Source organism: Kitasatospora sp. NPDC056446, assembly GCF_042796115.1.
In the GTDB taxonomy this organism is placed as follows: domain Bacteria; phylum Actinomycetota; class Actinomycetes; order Streptomycetales; family Streptomycetaceae; genus Kitasatospora.
On sequence record NZ_JBHTRF010000018.1, the window covers coordinates 74,754 to 97,283 of the forward strand.

The 22,530-nt window shown below is 72.9% G+C and carries 20 protein-coding genes; 10 read left to right on the plus strand and 10 right to left on the minus strand.

What is annotated here, in order from left to right:
• Positions 1 to 175: 175 nt before the first annotated feature.
• Positions 176 to 1,549, plus strand: a complete 1,374-nt coding sequence (locus ACFQ6N_RS14040; protein ID WP_380649136.1) for a (5-formylfuran-3-yl)methyl phosphate synthase — start codon at positions 176 to 178, stop codon at positions 1,547 to 1,549.
• 456 nt (positions 1,550 to 2,005) lie between these two features.
• Here ACFQ6N_RS14040 and ACFQ6N_RS14045 read toward each other — a convergent pair whose 3' ends face one another.
• The gene (locus tag ACFQ6N_RS14045; protein WP_380649137.1) at positions 2,006 to 2,836 is read right to left on the minus strand and encodes an SAM-dependent methyltransferase; all 831 of its coding nucleotides are present in this window, start codon (positions 2,834 to 2,836) and stop codon (positions 2,006 to 2,008) included.
• 406 nt (positions 2,837 to 3,242) lie between these two features.
• On the opposite strand from ACFQ6N_RS14045, the gene ACFQ6N_RS14050 reads away from it, so the two are divergent.
• The 4 genes from ACFQ6N_RS14050 (at position 3,243) to ACFQ6N_RS14065 (ending at position 6,060) form a co-directional block, all read left to right on the plus strand.
• The gene (locus ACFQ6N_RS14050; RefSeq protein ID WP_380649138.1) at positions 3,243 to 3,806 is read left to right on the plus strand and encodes an RNA polymerase sigma factor; all 564 of its coding nucleotides are present in this window, start codon (positions 3,243 to 3,245) and stop codon (positions 3,804 to 3,806) included.
• Between the two features lie 92 nt (positions 3,807 to 3,898).
• Positions 3,899 to 4,492: a hypothetical protein gene (locus ACFQ6N_RS14055; protein WP_380649139.1), complete on the plus strand. Its 594-nt coding sequence runs from the start codon at positions 3,899 to 3,901 to the stop codon at positions 4,490 to 4,492.
• Between the two features lie 364 nt (positions 4,493 to 4,856).
• Positions 4,857 to 5,732 carry a TIGR04222 domain-containing membrane protein gene (locus tag ACFQ6N_RS14060; RefSeq protein WP_380649140.1) on the plus strand — a complete coding sequence of 292 codons (876 nt, stop codon included), beginning with the start codon at positions 4,857 to 4,859 and terminating at the stop codon, positions 5,730 to 5,732.
• Positions 5,733 to 5,742: 10 nt separating this feature from the next.
• Complete coding sequence (locus tag ACFQ6N_RS14065) at positions 5,743 to 6,060, plus strand: transposase (RefSeq protein WP_380649141.1); 318 nt, start codon at positions 5,743 to 5,745, stop codon at positions 6,058 to 6,060.
• A 338-nt stretch (positions 6,061 to 6,398) separates the two neighbouring features.
• Here the strand turns inward: ACFQ6N_RS14065 and ACFQ6N_RS14070 are convergent, their stop codons facing one another.
• From ACFQ6N_RS14070 to ACFQ6N_RS14080, 3 genes are all read right to left on the minus strand, one after another.
• Positions 6,399 to 6,686 (minus strand): putative quinol monooxygenase, encoded by a 288-nt coding sequence (locus ACFQ6N_RS14070; protein ID WP_380649142.1) that lies wholly within the window; start codon positions 6,684 to 6,686, stop codon positions 6,399 to 6,401.
• Between the two features lie 56 nt (positions 6,687 to 6,742).
• Positions 6,743 to 7,669, minus strand: coding sequence for an NADP-dependent oxidoreductase (locus ACFQ6N_RS14075; RefSeq protein WP_380649143.1), 927 nt, complete (start codon positions 7,667 to 7,669; stop codon positions 6,743 to 6,745).
• A gap of 182 nt (positions 7,670 to 7,851) precedes the next feature.
• Positions 7,852 to 8,274 (minus strand): arsenate reductase ArsC, encoded by a 423-nt coding sequence (locus tag ACFQ6N_RS14080; protein WP_380649144.1) that lies wholly within the window; start codon positions 8,272 to 8,274, stop codon positions 7,852 to 7,854.
• 283 nt (positions 8,275 to 8,557) lie between these two features.
• Here ACFQ6N_RS14080 and ACFQ6N_RS14085 point away from each other — a divergent pair, with 283 nt between their 5' ends.
• Complete coding sequence (locus tag ACFQ6N_RS14085; protein WP_380649145.1) at positions 8,558 to 8,890, plus strand: ArsR/SmtB family transcription factor; 333 nt, start codon at positions 8,558 to 8,560, stop codon at positions 8,888 to 8,890.
• Positions 8,887 to 9,993, plus strand: a complete 1,107-nt coding sequence (arsB, locus tag ACFQ6N_RS14090) for an ACR3 family arsenite efflux transporter (protein ID WP_380649146.1) — start codon at positions 8,887 to 8,889, stop codon at positions 9,991 to 9,993. Before ACFQ6N_RS14085 ends, arsB begins: the two co-directional genes overlap by 4 nt.
• A 171-nt stretch (positions 9,994 to 10,164) precedes the next feature.
• On the opposite strand, the gene ACFQ6N_RS14095 is transcribed toward arsB, so the two are convergent.
• Positions 10,165 to 11,568, minus strand: coding sequence for a short-chain fatty acyl-CoA regulator family protein (locus ACFQ6N_RS14095; RefSeq protein WP_380649147.1), 1,404 nt, complete (start codon positions 11,566 to 11,568; stop codon positions 10,165 to 10,167).
• Between the two features lie 351 nt (positions 11,569 to 11,919).
• Between ACFQ6N_RS14095 and aceA the strand changes: the two genes are divergently transcribed.
• From aceA to ACFQ6N_RS14110, 3 genes are all read left to right on the plus strand, one after another.
• Complete coding sequence (gene aceA / locus ACFQ6N_RS14100) at positions 11,920 to 13,212, plus strand: isocitrate lyase (RefSeq protein WP_380649148.1); 1,293 nt, start codon at positions 11,920 to 11,922, stop codon at positions 13,210 to 13,212.
• Between the two features lie 104 nt (positions 13,213 to 13,316).
• On the plus strand, positions 13,317 to 14,930 hold the full coding sequence (aceB, locus tag ACFQ6N_RS14105; RefSeq protein WP_380649150.1) for a malate synthase A: 1,614 nt from the start codon (positions 13,317 to 13,319) through the stop codon (positions 14,928 to 14,930).
• A gap of 38 nt (positions 14,931 to 14,968) precedes the next feature.
• Positions 14,969 to 15,835 (plus strand): 3-hydroxybutyryl-CoA dehydrogenase, encoded by an 867-nt coding sequence (locus ACFQ6N_RS14110; protein WP_380649151.1) that lies wholly within the window; start codon positions 14,969 to 14,971, stop codon positions 15,833 to 15,835.
• 110 nt (positions 15,836 to 15,945) lie between these two features.
• Here ACFQ6N_RS14110 and ACFQ6N_RS14115 read toward each other — a convergent pair whose 3' ends face one another.
• The 5 genes from ACFQ6N_RS14115 to ACFQ6N_RS14135 are packed head-to-tail and all read right to left on the minus strand — an operon-like array spanning position 15,946 to position 22,458.
• The gene (locus ACFQ6N_RS14115) at positions 15,946 to 16,875 is read right to left on the minus strand and encodes an ECF transporter S component (protein ID WP_380649152.1); all 930 of its coding nucleotides are present in this window, start codon (positions 16,873 to 16,875) and stop codon (positions 15,946 to 15,948) included.
• The gene (locus ACFQ6N_RS14120; RefSeq protein WP_380649153.1) at positions 16,872 to 18,515 is read right to left on the minus strand and encodes an ABC transporter ATP-binding protein; all 1,644 of its coding nucleotides are present in this window, start codon (positions 18,513 to 18,515) and stop codon (positions 16,872 to 16,874) included. The genes ACFQ6N_RS14115 and ACFQ6N_RS14120 overlap by 4 nt, the downstream gene beginning before the upstream one ends.
• Before the next feature lie 4 nt (positions 18,516 to 18,519).
• Positions 18,520 to 19,716: a CbiQ family ECF transporter T component gene (locus ACFQ6N_RS14125; RefSeq protein WP_380649154.1), complete on the minus strand. Its 1,197-nt coding sequence runs from the start codon at positions 19,714 to 19,716 to the stop codon at positions 18,520 to 18,522.
• Between the two features lie 4 nt (positions 19,717 to 19,720).
• Positions 19,721 to 20,815, minus strand: a complete 1,095-nt coding sequence (locus ACFQ6N_RS14130) for a hypothetical protein (RefSeq protein WP_380649155.1) — start codon at positions 20,813 to 20,815, stop codon at positions 19,721 to 19,723.
• Positions 20,812 to 22,458 carry a prenyltransferase/squalene oxidase repeat-containing protein gene (locus ACFQ6N_RS14135; RefSeq protein WP_380649156.1) on the minus strand — a complete coding sequence of 549 codons (1,647 nt, stop codon included), beginning with the start codon at positions 22,456 to 22,458 and terminating at the stop codon, positions 20,812 to 20,814. Before ACFQ6N_RS14135 ends, ACFQ6N_RS14130 begins: the two co-directional genes overlap by 4 nt.
• Positions 22,459 to 22,530: the final 72 nt, after the last annotated feature.

The following is a 22,530-nucleotide window of genomic DNA, read 5'->3' on the forward strand; positions in this document are numbered from 1 at the left end:
CCGAAACGCTCCTGCCGGCCATACCCGTGGCCGGGGGACCAGCGACAACAACCTTTCATCTCATCACATCTATGGTTCGAAAGGGCTTCACCCGCGAAAGTGGTGCCCTGAGCATGGCCCCGCGCCTACCGTCTGCTCCGTCGTCAAGATCTTGGTCGAAGGGTGGGGAAGGCGCGTGCGCAGCAGAATCGATGCGGACCGGCGGCTGCTGGTCAGTGTGTTCGGACCGCAGGAGGCGCGTGAGGCGGTGCTCGGCGGCGCGCGGATCATCGACAGCGAGGACCCGCGCAGTGCGCTCGGCACGATCAAGCCGAGGCGCATCATGGACATCGCCGACGCCGTGCTCGCCACCCGCCGGGACCTGCCCGTGCAGTTGAGCACCAACATCGGCGAGGACCAGCTCCTGTACCGGCGCGCCGCGGGCGGGCTGGCGATCGGCAAGTCCCCGTACGAGATGGTCGGCAAGGCCGCCCAGGCGGCGCTCGGCGTCGCGGTGTCGATGGGTACCGCCGTCCACCCGTGCCCGATCGTGAAGGTCGGCCTCGACGGCATGGGCGTCGGCCGACTCACCGACGTCCTGGGCGAGATCACCGCCACGCTGCGACGCGCCGACGGGCTCGGGCGCACCCGCGTCATGTCCGTGCTGTTCGCCCAGGACCTGGACCTGTGGGACGCCCGCAAGACCCTGCCCCAGGTGCGCCGCGCCCTGGTCGGCCTGCGCGAGTACGACCCGGCCGCGCCCGACGCACCGGACGCCTTCGACCTGGCGGAGCACGCGGACGCCCTGCTCGGCGACGACGGACGCCCGCTCTTCCCCGACCGGCGTCCCGACGAGGCCGAGCTGAAGGCCTGCGGCGCCCTGCCGGCCGCGGCACGCGGCACCCATGTCACCGTCAACGAGCCCTTCCCGCACGCCGATCACGGCCTGACCCGGCGCCGCCGCACCGACACCGAGGCGATCCGCGCCATGGTCGAGGCCGGCGCCGCCGCCGGGGCGGACGCCATCATGATCGACACCAGCATCCTGCTGAAGGTCGCCCGCATCGGCCTGATCTCCACCGCGCGCAGCGACGAACTCGTCGACCTGGACGCCCACGACACCGACGCCCACGGCCTGCCCCGTACCGGCATCCTGTCCCTGGAGGAGATCCGCTTCTTCGTCGACCTGTGCCACGCCCGCGGCCTGGAGGCCAACCTCGCCGGCTCCGTCCAGAGCCACCAGGCCCAGCAGATCTGGCGCCTGGTCCCCGACCTCGACCAGCTCTCCGCCCGCGGTGGCGTCGTCGCCCTCGCCCATGACCCCCACCACGGCACCGGCGCCGCCACCCGCCACGACCGCGTCGTACGCCGCGCCCTGGTCGCCGGGATCATCCCGCCCGAGCAGGGCGGATACCTGGTCGTGCCCGAGCACATGACCCGCTCGCCGAAGTTCCGCACCGACCTGGACGAACTGCTCACCCGCCACCCGGACCTCCACGTCCACGTCCACGTCGCGGACCACTACGGTGCCTTGTCCGCCCTGGACCGAACGGCCCCGGATACGCCCTGACACCGACGCCCCACTCGGGCTCCCCGAACGGCCCGGGCGAGCCGGGTCTCGTCCAGGTCCGACAGCCCGGTGCTTCCCTGCGCACCCTGCCCGGCTGCAAGAACACAGCAGCGCGGGAGGACGGGGCACGATACGTCAGCCGGCCTGCCGGATGGGAGGGTTGGCCACAGCCGCGCGGGATCGGGCGAACCGGCCGGTGGTCTGCCTCAGCCGTCACAACGAGGGCGAGTGCCTGGGCATCCGGAAGCAGAACCCGAACGACAGCGGCGAAGGACTGGGCGACGGCGCCGACTTCAACGCCTTCGACTGCACCGGGTGGATCTACGGCAACCAGATCTTCCACTTCCTGTACCCCACGCCCGGCTCCGACCAGGTGGTGTTCCAGATCGGGCACATTCGCCGTGGCCGGCTGTCACAACGGAGGTCGCCGCCTGCCAGACTGGTATGCAGGACCGGTCAGGGGCGGATGGCCACGGCGGCCAGGCACGATGCCTCGGCGTCGCTGACCTGTGTGGTGTCCGGTCCGGGGCGCCAGCGGGGGGTGGAGGTGATGCCGGGTTCGAGGATGTCCCAGCCGGTGAAGAACCGGGCGAACTCGTCGTGGGGGCGGGCGCGGACCGGGTTGCCGTTGTCGCGGTAGACCTCCTCTATCCGGGCCGCGTCCCGGGGAGCGAAGTCGGGAGTGAAGTGACTGATCACAAGGGCGGAACCGCGGGCCGGCAGTGCGCTCTTGAGGGTTTCGGCGATCTTGTGGGCGCCGGCGGGGACGAAGTGGAGCAGGGCGACGAGGCTCAGGGCGATCGGCCGGGTGAAGTCGAGGACGCCGGTGTCGCGGACCGCGTCCAGGAGCGCGTCGGGGTCGTGGACGTCGCCCTGGACGTAGGCGGTGCGCCCTTCAGGGGTGCTGCGCAGGAGGGCCTGGGCGTGCGTGAGGACGATGGGGTCGTTGTCGGCGTAGACGACCCTGGCCTGCGGTTCTATGCGCTGGGCGATCTCGTGGAGGTTGGGCGAGGTCGGGATGCCGGTGCCGATGTCGAGGAACTGGGCGATGCCGCTCTGGGCGAGTGCCCGGGTGGCGCGATGCATGAACGTCCGGTTGGCGCGGGCCGCGGACCGGGCTTGAGGGAAGACGGCGAGGGCGTGGCCGGCGGCTTCCCGGTCGGCGGGGAAGTTGGTCGTGCCGTCGAGGAAGTAGTCGTAGATTCGCGCGGAGTGCGGGCGGTGGATGGCGAGGTTGACCTCGACGTCCGACGAAGTGGCGGTGTCGTCGTGCTGCTCGGCTGCCATGCGTTCCCCCTGCGTCGGCTGTTGTCAAGCCCGCGGGCCGGTTGATGCCACGGGCGCCGTGGCGCGGCGTGGCGAACCCCTGGCGCGGGCCATCGCTCACTATGCCCACACCCCGTCGCGGGCAATCGGATACCGTCCGCTTCGACCGGACAGGACCCCGTCTGATGTGGCGGCATGCCGCGCTCTTGGATCTTAACGTGACTACCACTGATCAGATATGACTGATCATTACCTGATTGGCAGTCATATATAAGGTCTTACAACCACTTTTGTGCTCAGCTTCACATCGGACTTCCCGGAACGATTGGATGTCCGTATGGGGGACAGCCGTTCCCCATCAGACTCCACCGTTCCCGACCCCGCGTCGGCCTGACGTCGGCCTGACCGGGGCCGACGAGGAGAACCATTGACCAGTGACGACGAGTGGGCGATGGTCCGCCCCACTCACCGGGTGTCCTACGGGGCCTTCTGCGAGGACCGCGAAGCAACCTGGCGCGGAGTGGCCTGGGCCCGGCTTCACAACCACGAACTCGTGGACCAAGCGGTCCGCAGCATCCGCCGGCAGCTGTGGCAGGACTGGATCGGTGTCCTGAGCCAGCCCGACATCGAGGCCCACGCCTGGATGATCGCCAAGCGGTGCATCGCCGACCGGGAGATGAGCGCCGGCCACGCCCCGTCCAAGGACGTCGTCCCGGACTGGATCGCGGTCATCCGACGCGCCCACGCCCGGGCACGCATCAGCCTGGAGAACCTCGACAATGACTACGAGGAGCTCTACAAGGCGATCCTGCGCCTACCCGAGCGCCAATACGACGTGATCGTGCTCCGCTACATGCTCGACATCGACTACCCCCGGATCGCCGTCTGCCTCGGCATCACCGAAACCAATGCCCGAAAGGCCAGCAGCCAGGGCCTGGCCAAGCTCCGCCGGCTCCTTGGCGCCGACACCACCACGGAGGACATGCAGTGACACGGGGACACGACCGCCGGGCAGCCGCCCCCTGGAACCGGAGCTCCGGGTTCGAAGACGAACCCGACCTACCGGTCAAGCTGCCCGACGGTGTGTCCGGCCCCGACCTGCGCCGCCTCATCCGTGCCCGCTCCCCCCTGGGCGCCGAGCATCTTCAGGCGCGCCACGAACTCGACCTCGCCGCCGCCTTGATCATCGCCCAGCCCGAGGCCGCCGAATCCCTGCAAGCCCTCACCAACCACCGGCAGCACATCCACCCCGGCGGCGCACTCGTCCTCGCCGCGCTGCTCCACCTCGCCGGACACGACGACGGCTGCCAGTTCTGGCTGCAGTTCGCCGCCGGCGGCGGCAGCACCACCGCCGCCACCTGCCTGTCCTTCCTCCACGCCGGCCGCGGCGAGTACCGGGACGCCGACTACTGGCGCAGCCAGGCCGACAAGCTCGCCACCGAACCCCGAAACCCGGCCGCACCCTGGCCCGGCCGGCCACTGCCACCCGCCGTGTGGGCCGACACCCTCGCCGCCTGCCACGACGGCCTCACCCTTCGCCTGCCGTCCCGCGTGGCCGCCGTCGTCCACCAGCTGCCCGTCAACTCCGACGACGAAGACCACGGCGAGATCCCGCAGCCCTCCCCGACCCTTCTCGACGATCTCGCCCACGCCTCCTGCCACACCCGACCCATCTGAGACTCACCAGCCCAAGCCCCCACCGGATCCTGCGGCGAGGCCACGGCGAGAAGTCCGGGAGCCGTACGACGAGCCGCACACCCGTCCGCTCGGCCTCGGCGAGGGCCACTCGGTGGAGCCGCGGCACTACGCCGCCCGATCGGGCACGGCAGCGGGCCACCCGCCCTTGAAGGGGCGCGGCCCGTCGCCGTTCGTGGATTGCTGCCGCCGACGATGCGTTCCTCGCACCGGTGGCGGCCCGGCCGCCCGCTGAGCCGACCCGGGCTCGTCGAAGGCCAAATCCCTTGCCACATACCGAAGTTGCCCCTTGCTCGGGGTCCTCGCGGGGGACAGACTGGGGCGGGCCCGACCGGGAGGGGATGTCATGTGGTTGGTCCTGGTGCTTCTACTGGGAGTGGGGGCGGCGGTGGCCGTGGCCGCCGTGCGCTGCCACGTCGGGCAGCGGGACCTGCGCCGGGCCGAACGGCTCGCGGATGGACGGGAGTTCGACCTGGAACCGATCGAACTCGCCTTCCTCGCCGGGAACCTGGGGGCGCTGACCGTGACGGAGATGTACGAGGGCGGCCGACTGATCGCCTCCCGCTCCGGTGAGGTCACGCTGACCACACCCGGCGCGGCCCGCACCGGTACCGGCGCGGGGGCCGGTGCGGCGGCCGGGGACGGTGCCGGAGACGGGTTCGAAGCGGTGGTCGTACGCTCGCTCGGGTCCGCGCTCACCGGCGATCTCAAAACGCTCCTCAGGGCGGTCGACGGCTCCCCGGAGGCGAAGGCCCTGCGCGCACGGCTCGCGGCGCACGGTCTCGCCGACGACGAGGAACTGGTCGAACGTGTGCGGCGGGTGAACCGGCGGACGCCGGTGCTGATCGGCGCGGTGGCCGTCGCCTGCGCGGTCGCCGGGGCGTGGACGGGCACGCACCGAGGGCTCTGGCCCACCCCGCCGGCGGTCTCCCTGCTGGCGGCCTTCCTGGTGCCCTTCGCGGCCGCCCTGTGGATCAACCAGGTGTCGTGGCCGCCGCTACGCTCCGCCACCGCGCCGGGAGAACGGGTGTTGGAGGCCGCCCGGGGGGCCGAAGTCCGCCAGGGGACGATGACCGTGGCGCTGTGGGGGCTGACCGCCCTGCCCGCCGGCCACGACCTGCGTACCTGCGACGCCGCCACTCGCGTCCTGCGGAAGGTGAAGCGCGCGAGGCAGCAGCGGCGCCGCTACCAATGCGGCGGCGGTATCGGCTGCGGCGTCTAGGCACTTTCGTTTGGATCACCTGGTCGTTGGTCCGGGTGTGCCGTTGACTGACGCGCAGTGGGCGCGGATCGAGCCGTTGCGGCCGGACCGGACGCCGAAGCGTGGTGGCCGGTGGCGTGAACACCGTCAGGTGATCGACGCGATCGCCTTCACGTTCCAGACCGGCTCGCAGTGGGTCCACCTGCCGGAGAGATCCCGTGCCACCCGGGACCACCTGCGCAGGCGTGGCATTCGCACGGTGATCCCCATCCCGGCGGTCCAGCAGGCCCACCGACTGCAACGCAGCGGGTGGCGATGCCCCGCCACTTTCCTCTGGTCCGCCCGCTGATCCGAATGAAACTGCCTGGCGGTGCAGGAAGGTCCCGCCGTCGATGACCCAGAGGTTGGCCGGAACCGCGCCGCACTTGACGACCTCGGAGTGCGTCCGGGGGTTGGTCCGGTTCCAGCCGACCCGGCGCTGATGCTGCTCGTCGGCCGGGTAGAAGGTGAGGCCGGCCTCGGGGTGCTGACCCTCCTCGAAGGTCAAGAACATGAGGCAGCGTCAAGTCCCCCTCCACCTGACGGCCGTCGTCACCCAGGCGGCGTTGGAATTCGAGGTAGGAGGGCCCGCGGTCCAGGCGGCGCAGGGCCTGGAGAAGCCTGTGCGCCACAGGTCGGCGGCTCGGGTCAGACGAGGGCGTAGGCCTCGGCCTGGCGGTCGATGAGGTGCGGGGTGATGCCGGCGAGGACCAGTCGCTGGTAGGGCACGCTCTCGCGGTGGGCGGCCAGGGCGCTCTCGTCCTCGTACTCGGCGAAGACGACGAAGGCGCCCTGGTCCCGCAGGGAGCGGACCACCCGGAAGGAGACCACCCCGGGCTCGGTGAGCGCGGCCTCGGTGACGGCGGGGAGCAGATCGGCGACGTGCTGCTCGGCGCCGGTGTCGGCGAGCCAGTCGGTGATCACGACGAGGGACACGGCGGGTCCTTCCGGGGTGACGAGGAGGTCCTGGTGAAGGGGCGGTTCAGACGAGGTCAGGGAACGGTGACAACGATCTTGCCGCGGGTGTGACCGGCGGCATTGAGGCGCTGGGCGTCGGCCGCCTGCTCCAGGGGGAACGTCGCCGCGACCTCGACGGTGAGCCGGCCGCCCTCGACGAGGTCAACCAGGGCAGCGAGGTCGGCGACATCGGGGCGCACGAAGACGTAGCGCCCGCCGAGGCCGAGGACGGCACCGTCGGCGACGGAGGCGAGGCGGCCGCCTTCGGCGAGCAGCGCCGGCGAGATCTGGAGGGCTTCGCCGCCTACCAGGTCGAGTGCGGCGTCGACGCCCTCCGGCGCCAGCGCGCGGACGCGGTCGGCCAGGCCCTCGCCGTAGGCCACCGGCTCGGCGCCGAGACCGCGGAGGTAGTCGTGGTTGCGGTCGCCGGCAGTGCCGATGACCCGGGCGCCGAGGGCGACGGCGATCTGGACGGCGAGTGAACCGACCCCGCCCGCGGCCGCGTGGACCAGCACGGTCTCGCCCGGCTTGAGTTCCAGGGCGCGGGTCAGCGCCTGGTAGGCGGTGAGGCCCGCCAGCGGCAGGCCGGCGGCCTGGGTGAAGTCCAGGTTGGCGGGCTTGCGGGCGAGGGTGCGCACGGGCGCGGCGACGTACTCGGCGAAGGTGCCGCGGCGCACCATGTCCTCGCGGACGTAGCCGATCACCTCGTCGCCCGGCGTGAACTCGGTGACCCCGACGCCGACCCGCTCCACGACGCCCGCGACGTCCCAGCCCGGGATCACGGGGAAGACCACGTCCATCGCGCCGTCGAGGTATCCGGCCTGGATCTTCCAGTCGACCGGGTTGACCGACGCCGCCGCCACGCGGACCAGGACGGAGTCCGGACCGAGCTTGGGCTCGGGCACGTCCCCGTACTCCAGGACGTCCGGTCCGCCGTAGCTGCGGTAGGTGATGGCCTTCATGGGTGGCGCTCCTCGCAAGAAGTGTTGACTCACTCGATGGTTCATCCCATTAAGTAATACCGAAACGGTAGGACTGAACAGTTGAGGATGTCAAGTAATTCTCTACTCCTGCCCGCGGGCCCGTCGACGCGCGCAAGGAGGGAGCAGTCGCCGCACACTCCTGACGGACGTCGCCCTTGCGCTCAGCCCTCCGGCTGCTTGGCGTCGATCTCGGCGATCAGGTTCTCGATGAGGGTCTTGATCTCGTCGCGGATCGGGCGGACGGCCTCGACGCCCTGGCCGGCCGGGTCCTCCAGCTTCCAGTCGAGGTACTTCCTGCCGGGGAAGTACGGGCAGGCGTCGCCGCAGCCCATGGTGATGACGTAGTCGGACGCCCGGACGGCCTCGGTGGTGAGGATCTTCGGCTTCTGGTCCGAGATGTCGATGCCGACCTCGGCCATGGCGGCGACGGCGGACGGGTTGACCTGGTCGCCGGGCATGGAGCCGGCGGAGCGGACCTCGACGCGGTCTCCCGCGAGGTGGCCGAGGAAGCCGGCGGCCATCTGGGAGCGGCCGGCGTTGTGGACGCAGACGAACAGCACGGAGGCTGCCGGGGAGGTGGTCATCTCACCCTTCCTCGGAGACGGGGTGCCGCACGACACGACCGGGCGGGGGCGTGTCGTGTCGTGTGACGCGGCGTTGTGGCGGTTGCGGTGTCCACAGGCCGTTGGCGCTGCCGGACTCGGCGGTCGGCTCGGAACAGCCGCCGCCATCGACAAACGTATCACCGCATGATGATGTCAGTTGATAGTGATATGACTGATGGCGATGAGCCTGTCCGGAGGCGCAGACGGGCGGATCGGGCGGCGCGCTTGGAACCGCCACCGGCATCGACTAACGTATCACTACATGGTGATGTCAGTAGAGAGTGATGCGAATAGCCGGGTGGACGCGCTGAAGGCCGTCGCAGACCCGCTGAGGATGCGGATCCTCACCCTGCTCGCCCGCGAGGCCCTGTGCACCAGCCACCTGGTCGAGGAGACCGGCGCCCGGCAGACCAACCTGTCCAACCACCTCAAGATCCTTCGCGAGGCCGGACTGGTCGACACCGAGCCCTGCGGCCGCTTCACCTACTACAAGCTCCGCCCCGACGCCCTGGACAGCCTCGCCGGCGTCCTCGGCGACCTCGCCTCCACGGCCCGCGCCGCCGCCCGCGCCGACACGAAGAGGGCCTGCCCGTGACCCTGGCCGAGACCAGCACTCCCCCGGACCGCCCCGAGGCCGGACCGGTCGGCAAGCTCTCCTTCCTGGACCGCTTCCTGGCAGTGTGGATCCTGCTCGCCATGGGCCTCGGGATCGGCCTCGGCCGCATGGTCCCCGGCCTGAACGACGCCCTCGCCAAGGTCGAGGTCGGCGGGGTCTCGCTGCCGATCGCCGTCGGCCTGCTGGTCATGATGTACCCGGTGCTCGCCAAGGTCCGCTACGACCGGCTGCACACCGTCACCGGCGACAAGAAGCTGATGGTCTCGTCCCTGGTGATCAACTGGGTGCTCGGCCCCGCCGTCATGTTCGCCCTGGCCTGGATCTTCCTGCCCGACCTGCCCGAGTACCGCACCGGCCTGATCATCGTCGGACTCGCCCGCTGCATCGCCATGGTCATCATCTGGAACGACCTCGCCTGCGGCGACCGCGAGGCCGCCGCCGTCCTGGTCGCCCTCAACTCCGTGTTCCAGGTGATCGCGTTCGGCGTGCTCGGCTGGTTCTACCTCGACGTCCTGCCCGGCCTGCTCGGCCTCGAACAGGACGGCCTGCACTTCTCCGTCGCCAAGATCGTCGTCAATGTGCTGATCTTCCTCGGCATCCCGCTCCTCGCCGGCTTCCTCACCCGCCGCCTCGGCGAGAAGAAGCTCGGCCGCGAGACCTACGAGCGGAAGTTCCTGCCCAGGATCGGCCCCTGGGCGCTGTACGGGCTGCTGTTCACGATCGTGATCCTCTTCGCCCTCCAGGGGAAGACCATCACCAACCAGCCCGGCGACGTCGCCCGGATCGCGCTGCCGCTGCTGGCCTACTTCGCGATCATGTGGTTCGGCACCTTCGCGCTCGGCAAGAGCATCGGCCTCGCCTACGACCGCACCGCCACGCTCGCGTTCACCGCCGCGGGCAACAACTTCGAACTCGCCATCGCCGTGGCCATCGCGACCTTCGGCGTGACTTCGGGCCAGGCCCTGTCCGGCGTCGTCGGCCCGCTCATCGAGGTGCCCGTCCTCATCGCCCTGGTCTACGTCTCCCTGGCCTGGCGCAAGAAGTTCACCACCCAGGACACCCCCATGGTGAGGCAGTCCTGACGAACCGCCTCGACCGCGCCGAGGCCTGGTCGCCCGTGCCCGCTGTCGGCATCGCGGCATGGACGCGCCCGCCGAGCGGCGGCGGCAGCGGGCTGTGACCAGCCACGTCGCACATTCAGCAGCGGTGCGCGTGCCGGGGCGAGAGGTCCACCGGAACGGGGCCACCGGGGTTCAGTCCCGGGGGGCGGGCTGGGCGGCGTAGGGGACGAAGGTGCTGGTGTGCTCGTCGACGGCGAGTGGCAGGCCGATGGCCGGGGCGGAGCGCTGCGGGCAGGCCGGGCGTTCGCAGACCTTGCAGCCGAGGCCGATCGGCGTGGCAGCCGCCTCGTCGCCGAGGTCCAGGCCGGCGGAGTACACCAGCCGTGCCGCGTGCCGGAGTTCGCAGCCCAGCCCGATGGCGAAGGTCTTGCCGGGGCGGCCCCAGCCGCCGGGTGAGCGGGTGACGGCGCGGGCGGTCCAGAGGTAGCGGCGGCCGTCGGGCATCGCGGCGACCTGGACGTGGACGCGCCCGGGGGCGGCGAAGGCGTCGTAGACGTTCCAGAGGGGGCAGGTGCCGCCGGTGCGGGAGAAGTGGAAGGCGGTGGCGGACTGCCGTTTGGAGACGTTCCCGGCCCGGTCGACCCGCACGAAGGAGAACGGCACCCCGCGCAGGCCGGAGCGCTGGAGGGTGCTGAGCCGGTGGCAGACGGTCTCGTAGCCGACGCCGAAGTGGTCGGCGAGGTGCTCGATGTCGTAGCGCGCCGTCTCCGCCTGCGCGTGGAAGGCGGTGTAGGGCAGGACGAGGGCGGCGGCGAAGTAGTTGGCCAGGCCGATCCGGGTGAGCGAGAACGCGGTGGAGCCCTCCGGGCTGTCCTGGACGGCGAGTTCGGACAGCAGGGAGTCGTGTTCCAGGTAGGCCAGCTGGGTGGCCATCCGGAAGGCCTGCTGGCCGGGGCGCAACCGGTCCGACAGGTGCAGGGTGCGGGTCTGCTCGTCGTACCGGTGCAGTTGTCCGCCTCCGGTGCCGATCCGGACCTGGTGTGCGGTGGCCAGCCGTTCCGCGAGCACCTCTCTTACCCCACCGCGCCTCAGCCTGATGCCGTCCGCCAACTCCTCGGCAGCGGTGTCGAGTTCGTGGAGGTAGTTCCGGCGGCGGTAGAAGAACTCCCGGACCTGCTCGTGCGGGGTGCGGGCTTCGGCCCCGGCGCCGCGGTCCCCGGCGAGCACGGCGAGCTGCTCGGCCGTGTCCCGACGGCCGCGGGCCAGGTCCGTCAGCAGCCGGGCCACGGCGGGCAGGCGGGCGGCGAGTTCGTCGAGTTCTCCGGCGCCGACCCGGCCGGCCGTCAGCTCCTCTCCGAGCGCGTCGCGCAGTTCGGCGGTGAGCCGGGCGCTGTCCGGCGGGGCGAAGTAGCCGGCCTCGACCCCGAAGGCCTCGGTGAGGCGCAGCAGGACGGGGACGGTGAGCGGGCGGGCGTCGTGCTCCAACTGGTTGAGGTAGCTGGGTGAGAGCTCGATCAACCGGGCGAGGGCGGCCTGGCTGAGGCCGCGCTCCTCGCGCAGGCGGCGCAGCCGGGCGCCGGCGAAGGCCTTCCCCATCGTGTCACTCCCCGCTTCGTGTGAGCCGACGTGCCGGCCACGTGGTGGGGCAGCTTAGCCAAGGAGCACGGACGCGGCCTTCGCAGTCTTCGCGGATTCGCCGGAAAGGCTTCGCAGAAGTTGGCAGCGGTCCATCGGTGACGGGGGCCGGGCGAGCTGCCAGAGTCGGTGGTGCGACCGGGAGGCGCACCCGGCAGCCGGGAAGCACCAGGTCAACCGGCCTGGTCCGGACTGCCCGGGCGACCGCGTCGCGCGGTGACGCACCGCCGCCCGGCATCGACCGGCCGCCCACTCGCCCTGCGGTGAGAGGCATTTCACATCCTTCGCAAAGCATCCCTGGAGTGGATCACCATGACTCAGTCGGTTCGGCAGCAGCAGGAGCGGCGCGCGGCGGCGCTGGCCACCCGATGGGCCTCGGACCCCCGCTGGGCCGGCATCGAGCGCAGCTACTCGGCGGCCGACGTGGTGCGCCTGTCCGGCACCGTCCGGGAGGAGCACACGCTCGCCCGGCGCGGCGCCGAGCGGCTGTGGCGGCAGTTGCACGAGCTGGACTACGTCCACGCCCTCGGCGCGCTCACCGGCGGCCAGGCCGTGCAGATGGTGAGGGCCGGGCTGCAGGCGATCTACCTGTCCGGCTGGCAGGTCGCGGCAGACGCCAACCAGGCCGGCCAGACCTACCCGGACCAGAGCCTCTACCCCGCCGACTCCGTGCCCCAGGTGGTGCGCAGGATCAACAACGCGCTGCTGCGCGCCGACGGGATCGACGCCGCGGAGGGCAACGACGGCCCGGACTGGCTGGTGCCGATCGTCGCCGACGCGGAGGCCGGGTTCGGCGGGCCGCTGAACGCCTTCGAGCTCACCAAGGGCATGATCGCGGCCGGCGCTGCGGGCATCCACTACGAGGACCAGCTGGCCTCCGAGAAGAAGTGCGGCCACCTCGGCGGCAAGGTGCTCGTCCCCACCGCCCAGCACGTCCGCACCCTCAACTCGGCCCGGCTGGCGGCCGACATCGCCGACGTGCCGACCCTGATCGTCGCCCGCACCGACGCGCTCGCGGCCGACCTGCTGACCAGCGACGTGGACGAGCGAGACGCCCGGTTCTGCACCGGCGAGCGCACCGCCGAGGGCTTCTACCGGGTCGAGCCGGGCATGGCCCCGGTGATCTCGCGCGGCTTGGCCTTCGCCCCGTACGCGGACCTGATCTGGGTGGAGACCGGCACCCCGGACCTCGGCCAGGCCCGCGAGTTCGCCGAGGCGCTCAAGGCCGAGTACCCGGACAAGATGCTGGCGTACAACTGCTCGCCGTCGTTCAACTGGAAGGCGGCGCTGGACGACGACCGGATCGCCAAGTTCCAGCGGGAACTGGGCGCGATGGGCTACCGCTTCCAGTTCATCACGCTGGCCGGCTTCCACGCGCTCAACCACTCGATGTTCCAGCTCGCCCGCGGCTACGCCGAGCACGGGATGACGGCCTACGTCGACCTCCAGGAGGCCGAGTTCGCCGCCGTGCCGGACGGCTACACCGCCGTCAGGCACCAGCGCGAGGTCGGCACCGGCTACTTCGACCTGGTCTCCACCGCCCTCAACCCGAACGCCGAGACCCTGGCGCTCACCGGCTCCACCGAGGCCGAGCAGTTCCACTGAGCCCACCCCGGCGGCCCGTCGGGGACGAGCCGCCTTCCACCCCGCCGCCCGGGGCCTCGTTGAGGGACGAGGCCCCGGGCGCCTAGGCCCTCCTGGAGAACCGGATGAGCCAGCCCAGCCGCATCGAGATCCTCGGCGCACACGAGGACCGCTTCGACGAGATCCTCACGCCCGAGGCCCTCGCCTTCCTCGCCCTCCTGCACCGCCGGTTCGCCCGGCGCCGCACCGGGCTGCTCGTCGAACGGGAGCGCCGCCGCGCCGAGTTCGCGGCCGGCGGCGGCCTCGGCTTCCTCCCGGGGACGAGCGCCGTCCGGGCCGATCCGCACTGGCGCGTGGCCGGCGCGGGCCCGGGCCTGGAGGACCGCCGGGTGGAGATCACCGGCCCGCCGGAGCGCCGGATGGCCGTCAACGCGCTCAACTCCGGTGCCGAGGTGTGGCTCGCCGACTTCGAGGACGCCACCTCCCCCACCTGGCACAACCTCGTCTCCGGTCAGCTCAACCTGGTCGACGCTATCGAGCGCCGGATCGACGACACCACCCCGGAGGGCAGGCGGTACCGCATCGGCGACACCCCCGCCACCATCGTGGTCCGCCCGCGCGGCTGGCACCTGGACGAGCGGCACCTGCTGGTCGACGGCCGCCCGGCCGTCGGCGGCCTGGTCGACTTCGGCCTCTACCTCTTCCACTGCGGCAAGCGGCAGATCGAACGCGGCAGCGGCCCGTACTTCTACCTGCCGAAGCTGGAGAACCACCACGAGGCCCGGCTGTGGAACGACGTCTTCGTCTTCGCCCAGGCCGAGTTGGGCATCCCGCACGGCACCGTCCGCGCCACCGTCCTGATCGAGACCGTCACCGCCGCCTTCGAGATGGACGAGATCCTCTACGAACTGCGCGACCACGCCGCCGGGTTGAACGCCGGCCGCTGGGACTACCTGTTCAGCCTGATCAAGACCTTCGCCCACCACGGCCCGCGCTTCGTCCTGCCCGACCGGGCGACCCTCACGATGACCCAGCCGTTCATGCGCGCCTACACCGACCTGCTGGTGCGCACCTGCCACCGGCGCGGCGCCCACGCCGTCGGCGGGATGGCCGCGGCCATCCCGCGGCGGGACCCGGAGGCCGACGCCGTCGCGCTGGCCAAGGTCCGCGCCGACAAGGAACGCGAGGCCGGCGACGGCTTCGACGGCTCGTGGGTCGCCCACCCCGGCCTGGTCGCCACCTGCCGCACCGCCTTCGACGCCGTCCTCGGCGACCGCCCGCACCAGCTCGACCGCACCCGCGAGGACGTCGAGGTCACCGCCGACGACCTGCTGGGCGTCCAGCGGCTCTCGGCCGGCCTGCCCACCGAGCAGGGCGTGCGCTCCAACGTCGCGGTCGCGCTGCGCTACCTGACCGCCTGGCTGGGCGGCGTGGGAGCCGTCGCCGTCTTCGGCCTGATGGAGGACGTCGCCACCGCCGAGATCGCCCGCTGCCAGCTCTGGCAGTGGCAGCACCACTGCACCCGCCTGACCGGCGGCTCGCTCGCCACCGCGGACCTGGTGCGCCGACACATCGACCGGGAACGGGCCGTCCTGCTCGCCGAAGGGGCCGACCCGGTCCTCGTGGACGACGCGGTCCGGATCCTGGAGGAGACCGCCCTCGGCGCGGAGCTGCCCGCCTTCCTCACCACCGAGGCCTACGCCCGTCACCTCGTGCGCACCACCGTCCCGGCTTCCTGACCCGGTCCGGTCCGCAACCACCCCGAAAGGCCGATCGCATGAACGACATCCGCCGTGTGGCCGTCGTCGGTGCCGGGCAGATGGGCTCCGGCATCGCCGAGGTCTTCGCCCGCGCCGGGCTCGACACCATCGTCTGCGAGAACGGCCGGGACGCCCTGAGCGCCGCCCGTGCCCGGATCGACCGCTCCCTGCACCGCGCCGTCGACCGCGGCCGAATGACCGAGGAGCAGCGCACCGACGCCTGGGCCCACCTGCTGTTCGCCGACGACCTCGAAGCCCTCGCCGACCGCCAGCTCGTCGTCGAGGCCGTCGTCGAGGACGAACGGGTCAAGACCGAGGTCCTCTCCACCCTCGACAAGGTGCTGTTCGCCGGGGACGCCGTGCTGGCCACCAACACCTCCGCCATCCCGGTCACCCGGCTGGGCATCGCCACCGGCCGAGCGCCGCACGTCCTGGGCCTGCACTTCTTCAACCCGGCCCCGGTGATGCCGCTGGTCGAGCTGGTCACCTCGCTGCACACCGCCCCCGCCACCGTCGACCGGGTGGAGGCCTTCGCCCGGGACGTCCTCGGCAAGCACGTCATCCGCTCCCGGGACCGCGCCGGCTTCGTCGTCAACGCCCTGCTCGTGCCCTACCTGCTCGCCGCGATCCGGATGGCCGAGGCGGGCCACGCCACCCCCGAGGACATCGACGCCGGCATGGTCCACGGCTGCGCCCACCCGATGGGCCCGCTCCGACTCGCCGACCTGATCGGCCTCGACACCGTCCAGGCGATCGCCGAGTCCATGTACGAGGAGTACAAGGAACCGCTCTACGCGCCCCCGCCGCTGCTCTCCCGGATGGTCGAAGCCGGCTTGCTCGGCCGCAAGAGCGGGCGCGGGTTCCACCGGTACCGGACGGTGTGACCGCGTCCGTCCCGTCGGCGCCGCTGCCCCTGTCGCGGAGGGTCGGGGCGTCGACGGGACATCGCCTCCCCCGTCGGACGGCGGATCCCGGGAGACCCATGCCGACGCGGTTACCGTCCGGGTGCCGATCGGCGCATCCGCGCGGGGTCGGCGCGCCGCGGCAGGACCTGTCCGGTGCACGAGGGCGCCGTCTCCACCGGCCGCGCGGCAGCCGGCACCGCCGTGGTGCCGGCGCCGTCCGGGGGCTCGATCCGCACGGCGGGCTCGAAGCGCACGGTGGGCTCGAAGTTGGCGCGGCGGGCAGCGCGGCGCAGCACGGTGAGGACGGCCGGGCCGACGACGAGCACGGCGGTGAAGGTGGTGACGGCGCGGCCGGTGTCCCAGCCGAGCGAGGTGGCGAGGTCGAACAGCAGGTAGCGGTGCCACTGCTCGGTGAACGGCAGGCCGGGCAGGTAGGCGATGGAGCTGTTGGGGTCGGTGGAGAACGGCCAGAAGGAGAGGTTCAGCAGGAAGCCGAACAGGTAGCCGGAGAACGCCCCGTAGGCGGCCAGCATCGGGACCTCCCAGCGGCGGCGGGCCGGCGGGAGCAGCCCGGCGAGCAGGCCCACGAAGGCGCAGCCGAACATCTGGTAGGGCATCCAGGGGCCGACGCCGCCGGTGAGCAGGGCGGAGGCGAACAGGGAGGTGCAGCCGAGGGTGAAGCCGAAGCCGGGGCCGAAGACCCGGCCTGCCAGGACGAGGACGAAGAAGACCGTCTCCACCCCGGCGGTGCCGGCGCCGAGGGGTCGCAGGCCGGCGTTGACGGCGGAGAGGACGCCGAGCATGGCGAGGGCCTTGGCGTCGATGCCGCCGACGGAGATCTCGGCGATGACGACGGCGAGCACCAGGAGGAGCAGGGCGCCGAAGATCAGCGGCGGGGCGTAGTCGGAGCCGAACTTCCCGGGGGCGACGAGGAACGGCCAGGTGAAGGCCACGAGGCCGATGAAGGCGGCCAGGGCGACGACGATCCGGGCCCGGCCGGGGATCCGCAGGGCGGTCACCTGGCGGCCCGCGCCGGTGCGAGGGCCTCGGCGACCTGCCGGGTGGTCAGGTACGCCAGTGGGGCGAGGATCTTGGCGGTCTGCGGGGCGAAGGTGGGCGAGGCGACGATGACCTCGGCGGTCGGGCCATCGGCGACGACCTCCCCCTCGGCCATCACGACCACGCGGTCGGCGGCGGAGGCGACGAACTCGACGTCGTGGGTGGAGACCACGACCGCGCGGCCCTCCGCCGCGAGGGCGTCCACGATGCCGGTGAGTGCCTCCTTCGCCTGGTAGTCCAGGCCCCGGGTGGGCTCATCCAGCAGCACCACCCGTGGTGCGGAGGACAGTTGGATCGCCAGCACCAGGGCCAGCCGCTGGCCCTCGGAGAGGTCCCGGGGGTGGGTGCCGTCCGGGATCCCGGGGGCCAGGCGGTCGAGGATCCGCCGTGCGGTCGGCCCGCCCGCGCGGTCCGCTTCGAGGTCGCTCTGGGCGAGTTCCTGGGCGACCGTTTCCAGGTACAGCAGGTCGGTGGGGGTCTGCGGGACGAGCCCGACCAGCTGCCGGGCCCGGGCCGCGGGCAGGCGCTTGGGGTCCTCGGCCTTCCCGCCCCCGGTGCCGGTGACCTTCACGCTGCCGCCCTGGCGCGGCCCGGATCCCTGGAGGGCCCACAGCAGCGAGGACTTGCCGGAGCCGTTGCGGCCGGTCAGCGCGGTGACCTCGCCCGCGCGCAGCGCCAGGTCGACCTCCCGGACGGCGGCCACCGGCCCGTACCGGACGACCACCCCCCGGGCGTCCAGCACCCGTTCCCCCGCCACCGCTGCCCGGCGCGGCGGAGGAACGGGCACGTCGGTGAGCCGCTCGCGCAGCGGCGCGGCGGCCCGGCGGGCGTCCCGGACGGACAGCGGCAGCGGCCGCCAGCCCGCCAGCCGGCCGAGGTCGACGACGGGCGGCGCGATCGCGGTGTCCCGGAAGACCTCGGCGGGCGGCCCGTGCACCACCGTCCCGTCGCCGGGCAGGTAGGCGACCCGGTCGGCGTACTGGACGACCCGCTCCAGCCGGTGCTCGGCGAGCAGCACGGTGACGCCGAGGTCGTGGACGAGCCGGGTGATCGCGGCGAGCACCTCCTCGGCGGCGGTCGGGTCCAGCGCCGAGGTCGGCTCGTCCAGCACCAGCACGCGGGGGTGCGCGGTGAGGACGGAGCCGATGGCGACGCGCTGCTGCTGGCCGCCGGAGAGCTCGTGCAGGGCCCGGTGGCGCAGGTCGGCCAGGCCGAGCAGGTCCAGGGTCTCCTCGACCCGCTTGCGCATCACCTCCGGCGGGATCGCCAACTGCTCCATGACGTAGGCCAGTTCCTCCTCGACCGTGTCGGTGGTGAAGCCGGCCAGCGGGTCCTGCCCGACCACGCCGACCACGTCGGCGAGTTCACGCGGCGGGTGGTGGGCGGTGTCGCGGCCGTCCACGGTGACCCTGCCCCGCAGGGTGCCGCCGGTGAAGTGCGGCACCAGCCCGTTGACGGCGCCGAGCAGGGTGGACTTGCCGGCGCCGGTACGGCCGACCACCAGGCAGAGCTCGCCCTCCGGGATGTGCAGGTCGACGTCGCGCAGGACGGGCGTCGTCGCGCCGTCGTACACCACGCCGACCTGGTCGAATCGGATCACGTGGTCACCTCGGTGTGCGAACGGTCGGTACTGGCGGGGGGACGGCGGAGGCCGCGGGCGTTCGGCCCGGCGGCGGGGAGACGATCCCGGCGGCGCCCGCCAACAACAGGGCGAGCACCGGGACGAGCGGCAGGGCCGGCCAGGTCAGCGGGTAGAGGGAGGGGTTGAGGTCGGTGGCGTCGTAGCCGACCGTGGCGAACAGCAGCACGGCGGCGGCCACTCCGCACCCGGCGACCGCCCACTCGGCGGCCCGCCACCGGTCCGGCCGGTAGGTGGTGCGCCGCACCCGCCGCCCGCCGAGCAGCAGGCCCGCCACACAGAGCCCGGCACCCGCCGCGAAGGCCGGCACGCCGAGCGCGGCCGGAGCCGTTCCGTCCAGCAGCCCGTACACCCCGGCACACAGGCCGCACATGCCGAGCAGCATCAGGGCGCCGGTGAGCCGCCGGGAGCGGCGCGAGGCGGTGCCGGAACGCCCGTAGCCGCGCGAGTCCATCGCGGCCGCCAGGCTCAGCGAGCGCTCCAGCGCGTCCTCCAGGACCGGCACCACGATGCCGCGCAGCGCGCGCACGCCCTTGCGCCGCCCGGCACGCAACCGCCGGGCCCGGGCGACGCGTTGGACGCTCTGCACCAGCTGCGGCGCGACACTGAGCGACACCGTCACCGCGACGCCCAGCTCGTACAGGGCCCCGGGCAGGACGCGCAGGGCCCGCTTGGGGTTGGCCAGCGTGTTGGCGGCGCCGATGCAGCAGATCAGACAGGCCAGCCGCAGCCCGTCGAAGGCCGCCGAGAGCGTGGCCTCCAGCGACACCGGCCCCCCGATCTCGATGCCCGCGTACCAGGCCGGGGTGGGGATGTGCGGCAGCGAGAAGAGCAGATGGTCGTGCGGGGTGGTCCCGGTGGCGAAGACGCACCGGAAGACCACCCGGATCGCCACCACCGTCAGGGCCAGCCACAGGTAGTAGGTGAAGCCGCGCGCCCACGGGGCCTCGCTGCGCCGGGCGGTGACCACGAAGCCGAGCACGCCGAGGACGAGCAGGAGCAGCAGCGGGTTGGTGGTGCGGCTGGCCGCCGTCGCCAGGGCGAGCGCCCAGGCCCACCAGGCCAGCGGGTGCAGGTTCCGCGGGGCGCGCCCGCTCGCCGCCGCCCGCCCGAGGACGGAGCGCGGGGAGGAGCCGGCGACGGCCTTGTCGAGCGTGCTCACCCGATCACTCGGCCCGTCGGCGGCGCTGCCGCGCCGCGACCACGGTGGCCACCCCGAGCACCACGACGAGGACGACCCCGACCACGGCGGGAACCATCGAGCCGGAGTCGTGCGGGGCATCGGCCACCGGGTCGGCGTTCACCACTGCGCCGGGTACGGCAGGGGTGGGCGTCGGCGCGGCCACGGCGGGCTGCTCCGACGGCTGGTCGCTCGGCGTGTCCGTGGGCGTCGCGGGAGGTGTGTCGACCGGGACCGGTGTGGCCGGCACGGGCGTCGGATCGGGCGCGCCCGGCGGGGTGATGCCGTCCTCGGGGGTGACGGCGGTGCCGGGGGGCGTGCCGGGCGCGGGCGGACGGGCTCCGCCCGCCGGGGGCTTGGCGGGAGCCGGGGCTCGTCCGGCCCCGGGGCCGCCGGTCGTGCCGGTCGTGCCGGTCGTGCCGGTCGTGCCGGTCGTGCCGGTGGAGCCACCGGAGCCGCTGCCGGAGCCGCCTGAGGCACCGCCGGAGCCGCCCGCAGTGCCCTGACCCGGGTCGGCCGGCTGCCCGCCGGGGCCGGGGTCGTGCGCCCGGACACTGTCCGGCGAGAAGGCCGGACGCCCCTCGGCGCCCTCGATGTCGGTGCCGCCGAAGATCCACAGGTCGACGCTGCCCGGCTTCGGCTGGTAGAGCATCGCGCCGAGTTGGCTGTACGACCAGGTGTTCTGGCCCGGATCGGCGTGCCAGTACGACCAGTAGGCGGTGGCCGGGGGCGTCAGGACGCACTTCTCCTGGTCCGGGGTCGGAAACTGCCTGCCGCCCTGGAAGCCGCTGTACCCGATCCGGCAGATGAAGGCCGGGCCGTCGTGCCCGGTCCCGGTGGTCCTCCAGCCGCCCTGGTTCAGCAGGGTGTAGCCGGTGGTGGGAGTGGTGCCGCAGGAGCGCAGCAGCGGGCCGCCCCACTTTCCGAAGTCCACGGCGAGCACGACACCGGAGGTGGTGGTGCACTGGTCCATCGGCAGCGGGGCCGCGGACGCCGGGGCGGTGCCCACGGCAACACCCCCGAACGCGACGGCCAGGGTCGTGGCGGCCGCGCCCAGCAGCCGGGCGAAGCGCCGGATCACCGGTGACGCCCCGGGCCGGAGGCGGTACGACGGCGGGCGGCCAGGACGGCCGCGGCGCCGAGCGCGGTCAGCAGGCCGGCGGCACCCGTCAGTGCGAGTGCCTCGCTCCCCGTGGCCGCGAGGCCGCCGACACCGGAGCGCCCGGCCCCGGACTGCCCGGCACCGGCGGGAACACCAACGACGAGCGGGTCACCGACGAGCGGGTCACCGACGGGCGGGGCGCCGGACGGCCCGGTGGTCGAGCCGTCACCGGGATCGGGCGCGACGGAGGCAGGGGACGTCGTCGCCGGCTGCGTGCCGGTGCCCGTCGGGGTCGGCGTACCGGTCGCGGTCGCGGTGCCCGTCGGCGTCCCCGTGGGAGTAACGGTCGGCGTCCCCGTGGGCGTGCCGGTCGGCGTCCCCGTGGGAGTCGGCGTCGGCGTACCTCCGAGGGTGCGGGTCAGCGTGCCGAAGGAGATCCCGGTCGCACCGCCCAGCACCTGTGTGGAGGCGCGGACGTCCGAGCCGGGCCCGCCGCCGGAGGCGACGTTGAACCCGCCGTCGCCGTTCTGCTGCCCGGCGAGGAAGTCGAGCGCCTTGGCGATCTGCGCACCGTAGAGCGACTGACGTGTCGTCATGCCCTGGACGGCCAGCGCGGCCGAGTTGGTGGAGTCACCGGCCGCACCGGGGAAGCCCCCGTCGGGCAGTTGCCGCGCGGCCAGCCAGGCGACCCCCCTGTCGACCGCCTGCGCCGCCTCGTCGCCCGGAACCAGGGCCAGGGCCATGACGGCCATCGCCGTACTGTCCACGTCCGAGTCGCCGGTGGCGGGGACCAGGCTCGGCCAGGAGCCGTCCGCGTGCTGCAGGCCCTTCAGGTAGCCGACCGCAGGGGCGGCGTGGGCGGCGTCGCCGGCCCGGAGCTGGGCCATGACGGCGAGCGCCTGGGAGAACACCGAGGTCGCGTAGACGTAGTTGCCGGGGGCAGCGCAGCCGGTGTTCGCGTCGGCCTTGGTGCACACCATCGCGGCGAGGGCGGCGATCAGGTCGTGGCCGCCGAAGGCGCGCGGGTCGCGGCCCACGACCTCCGCCAGCAACGCCTCCTTGCCGATGGACCCGCCTCCGGCGTACTCGGCGCCGATGGCCGTCCAGTCGTTGACGGTGCGCTCGCTCGCGTCCTTGCCCTGCTGGTCCAGGAAGTCGACGATCCGGCGCAGCGCGGCGTCGTCGGTGCCGGTCGCGGCCAGGGCGTAGGCGCCGTCGATGGTCAGGCCGAAGTCGGCGAAGGCCGGGAACCCCTCGTAGTAGTGACCGCCGATCAGCCGGGACGGGTCGGTGAGGTAGGCGCTCCCCTTCACGGCGTCGGGCTTCCTCCCGGCGGGCGCGGCTGCGGGCATGGTCGAAGGCGTGGTGGTCGGCGGTGTGGTGGCACCCTTCTCGGCGGCCGCCTCGTAGCCAGGGGCCGTGCGCGGGGCGAGGACGGCGATCGCGCTGTGCGGCGGGTTCATCCCCGGCGTCGGGTGGGCGTCACAGCCCCGGACGCCCCCGCCGCCCCCGTGGCCGGCGTCGACGGCGACGATCGCGCCCGTCGTCGCCGGGCACTGCCCGATCGGGTCGGCTGCCGCTGAGCCGGGGTGGCCCAGCAGGACGGTTCCTCCCGCGGCCACCGCGACGGCCGTGGTGACCAGAAGCGAGCCCAGCTCTCTGCTTCCGCGACGCGTAGGACTGCTGCTGACCCT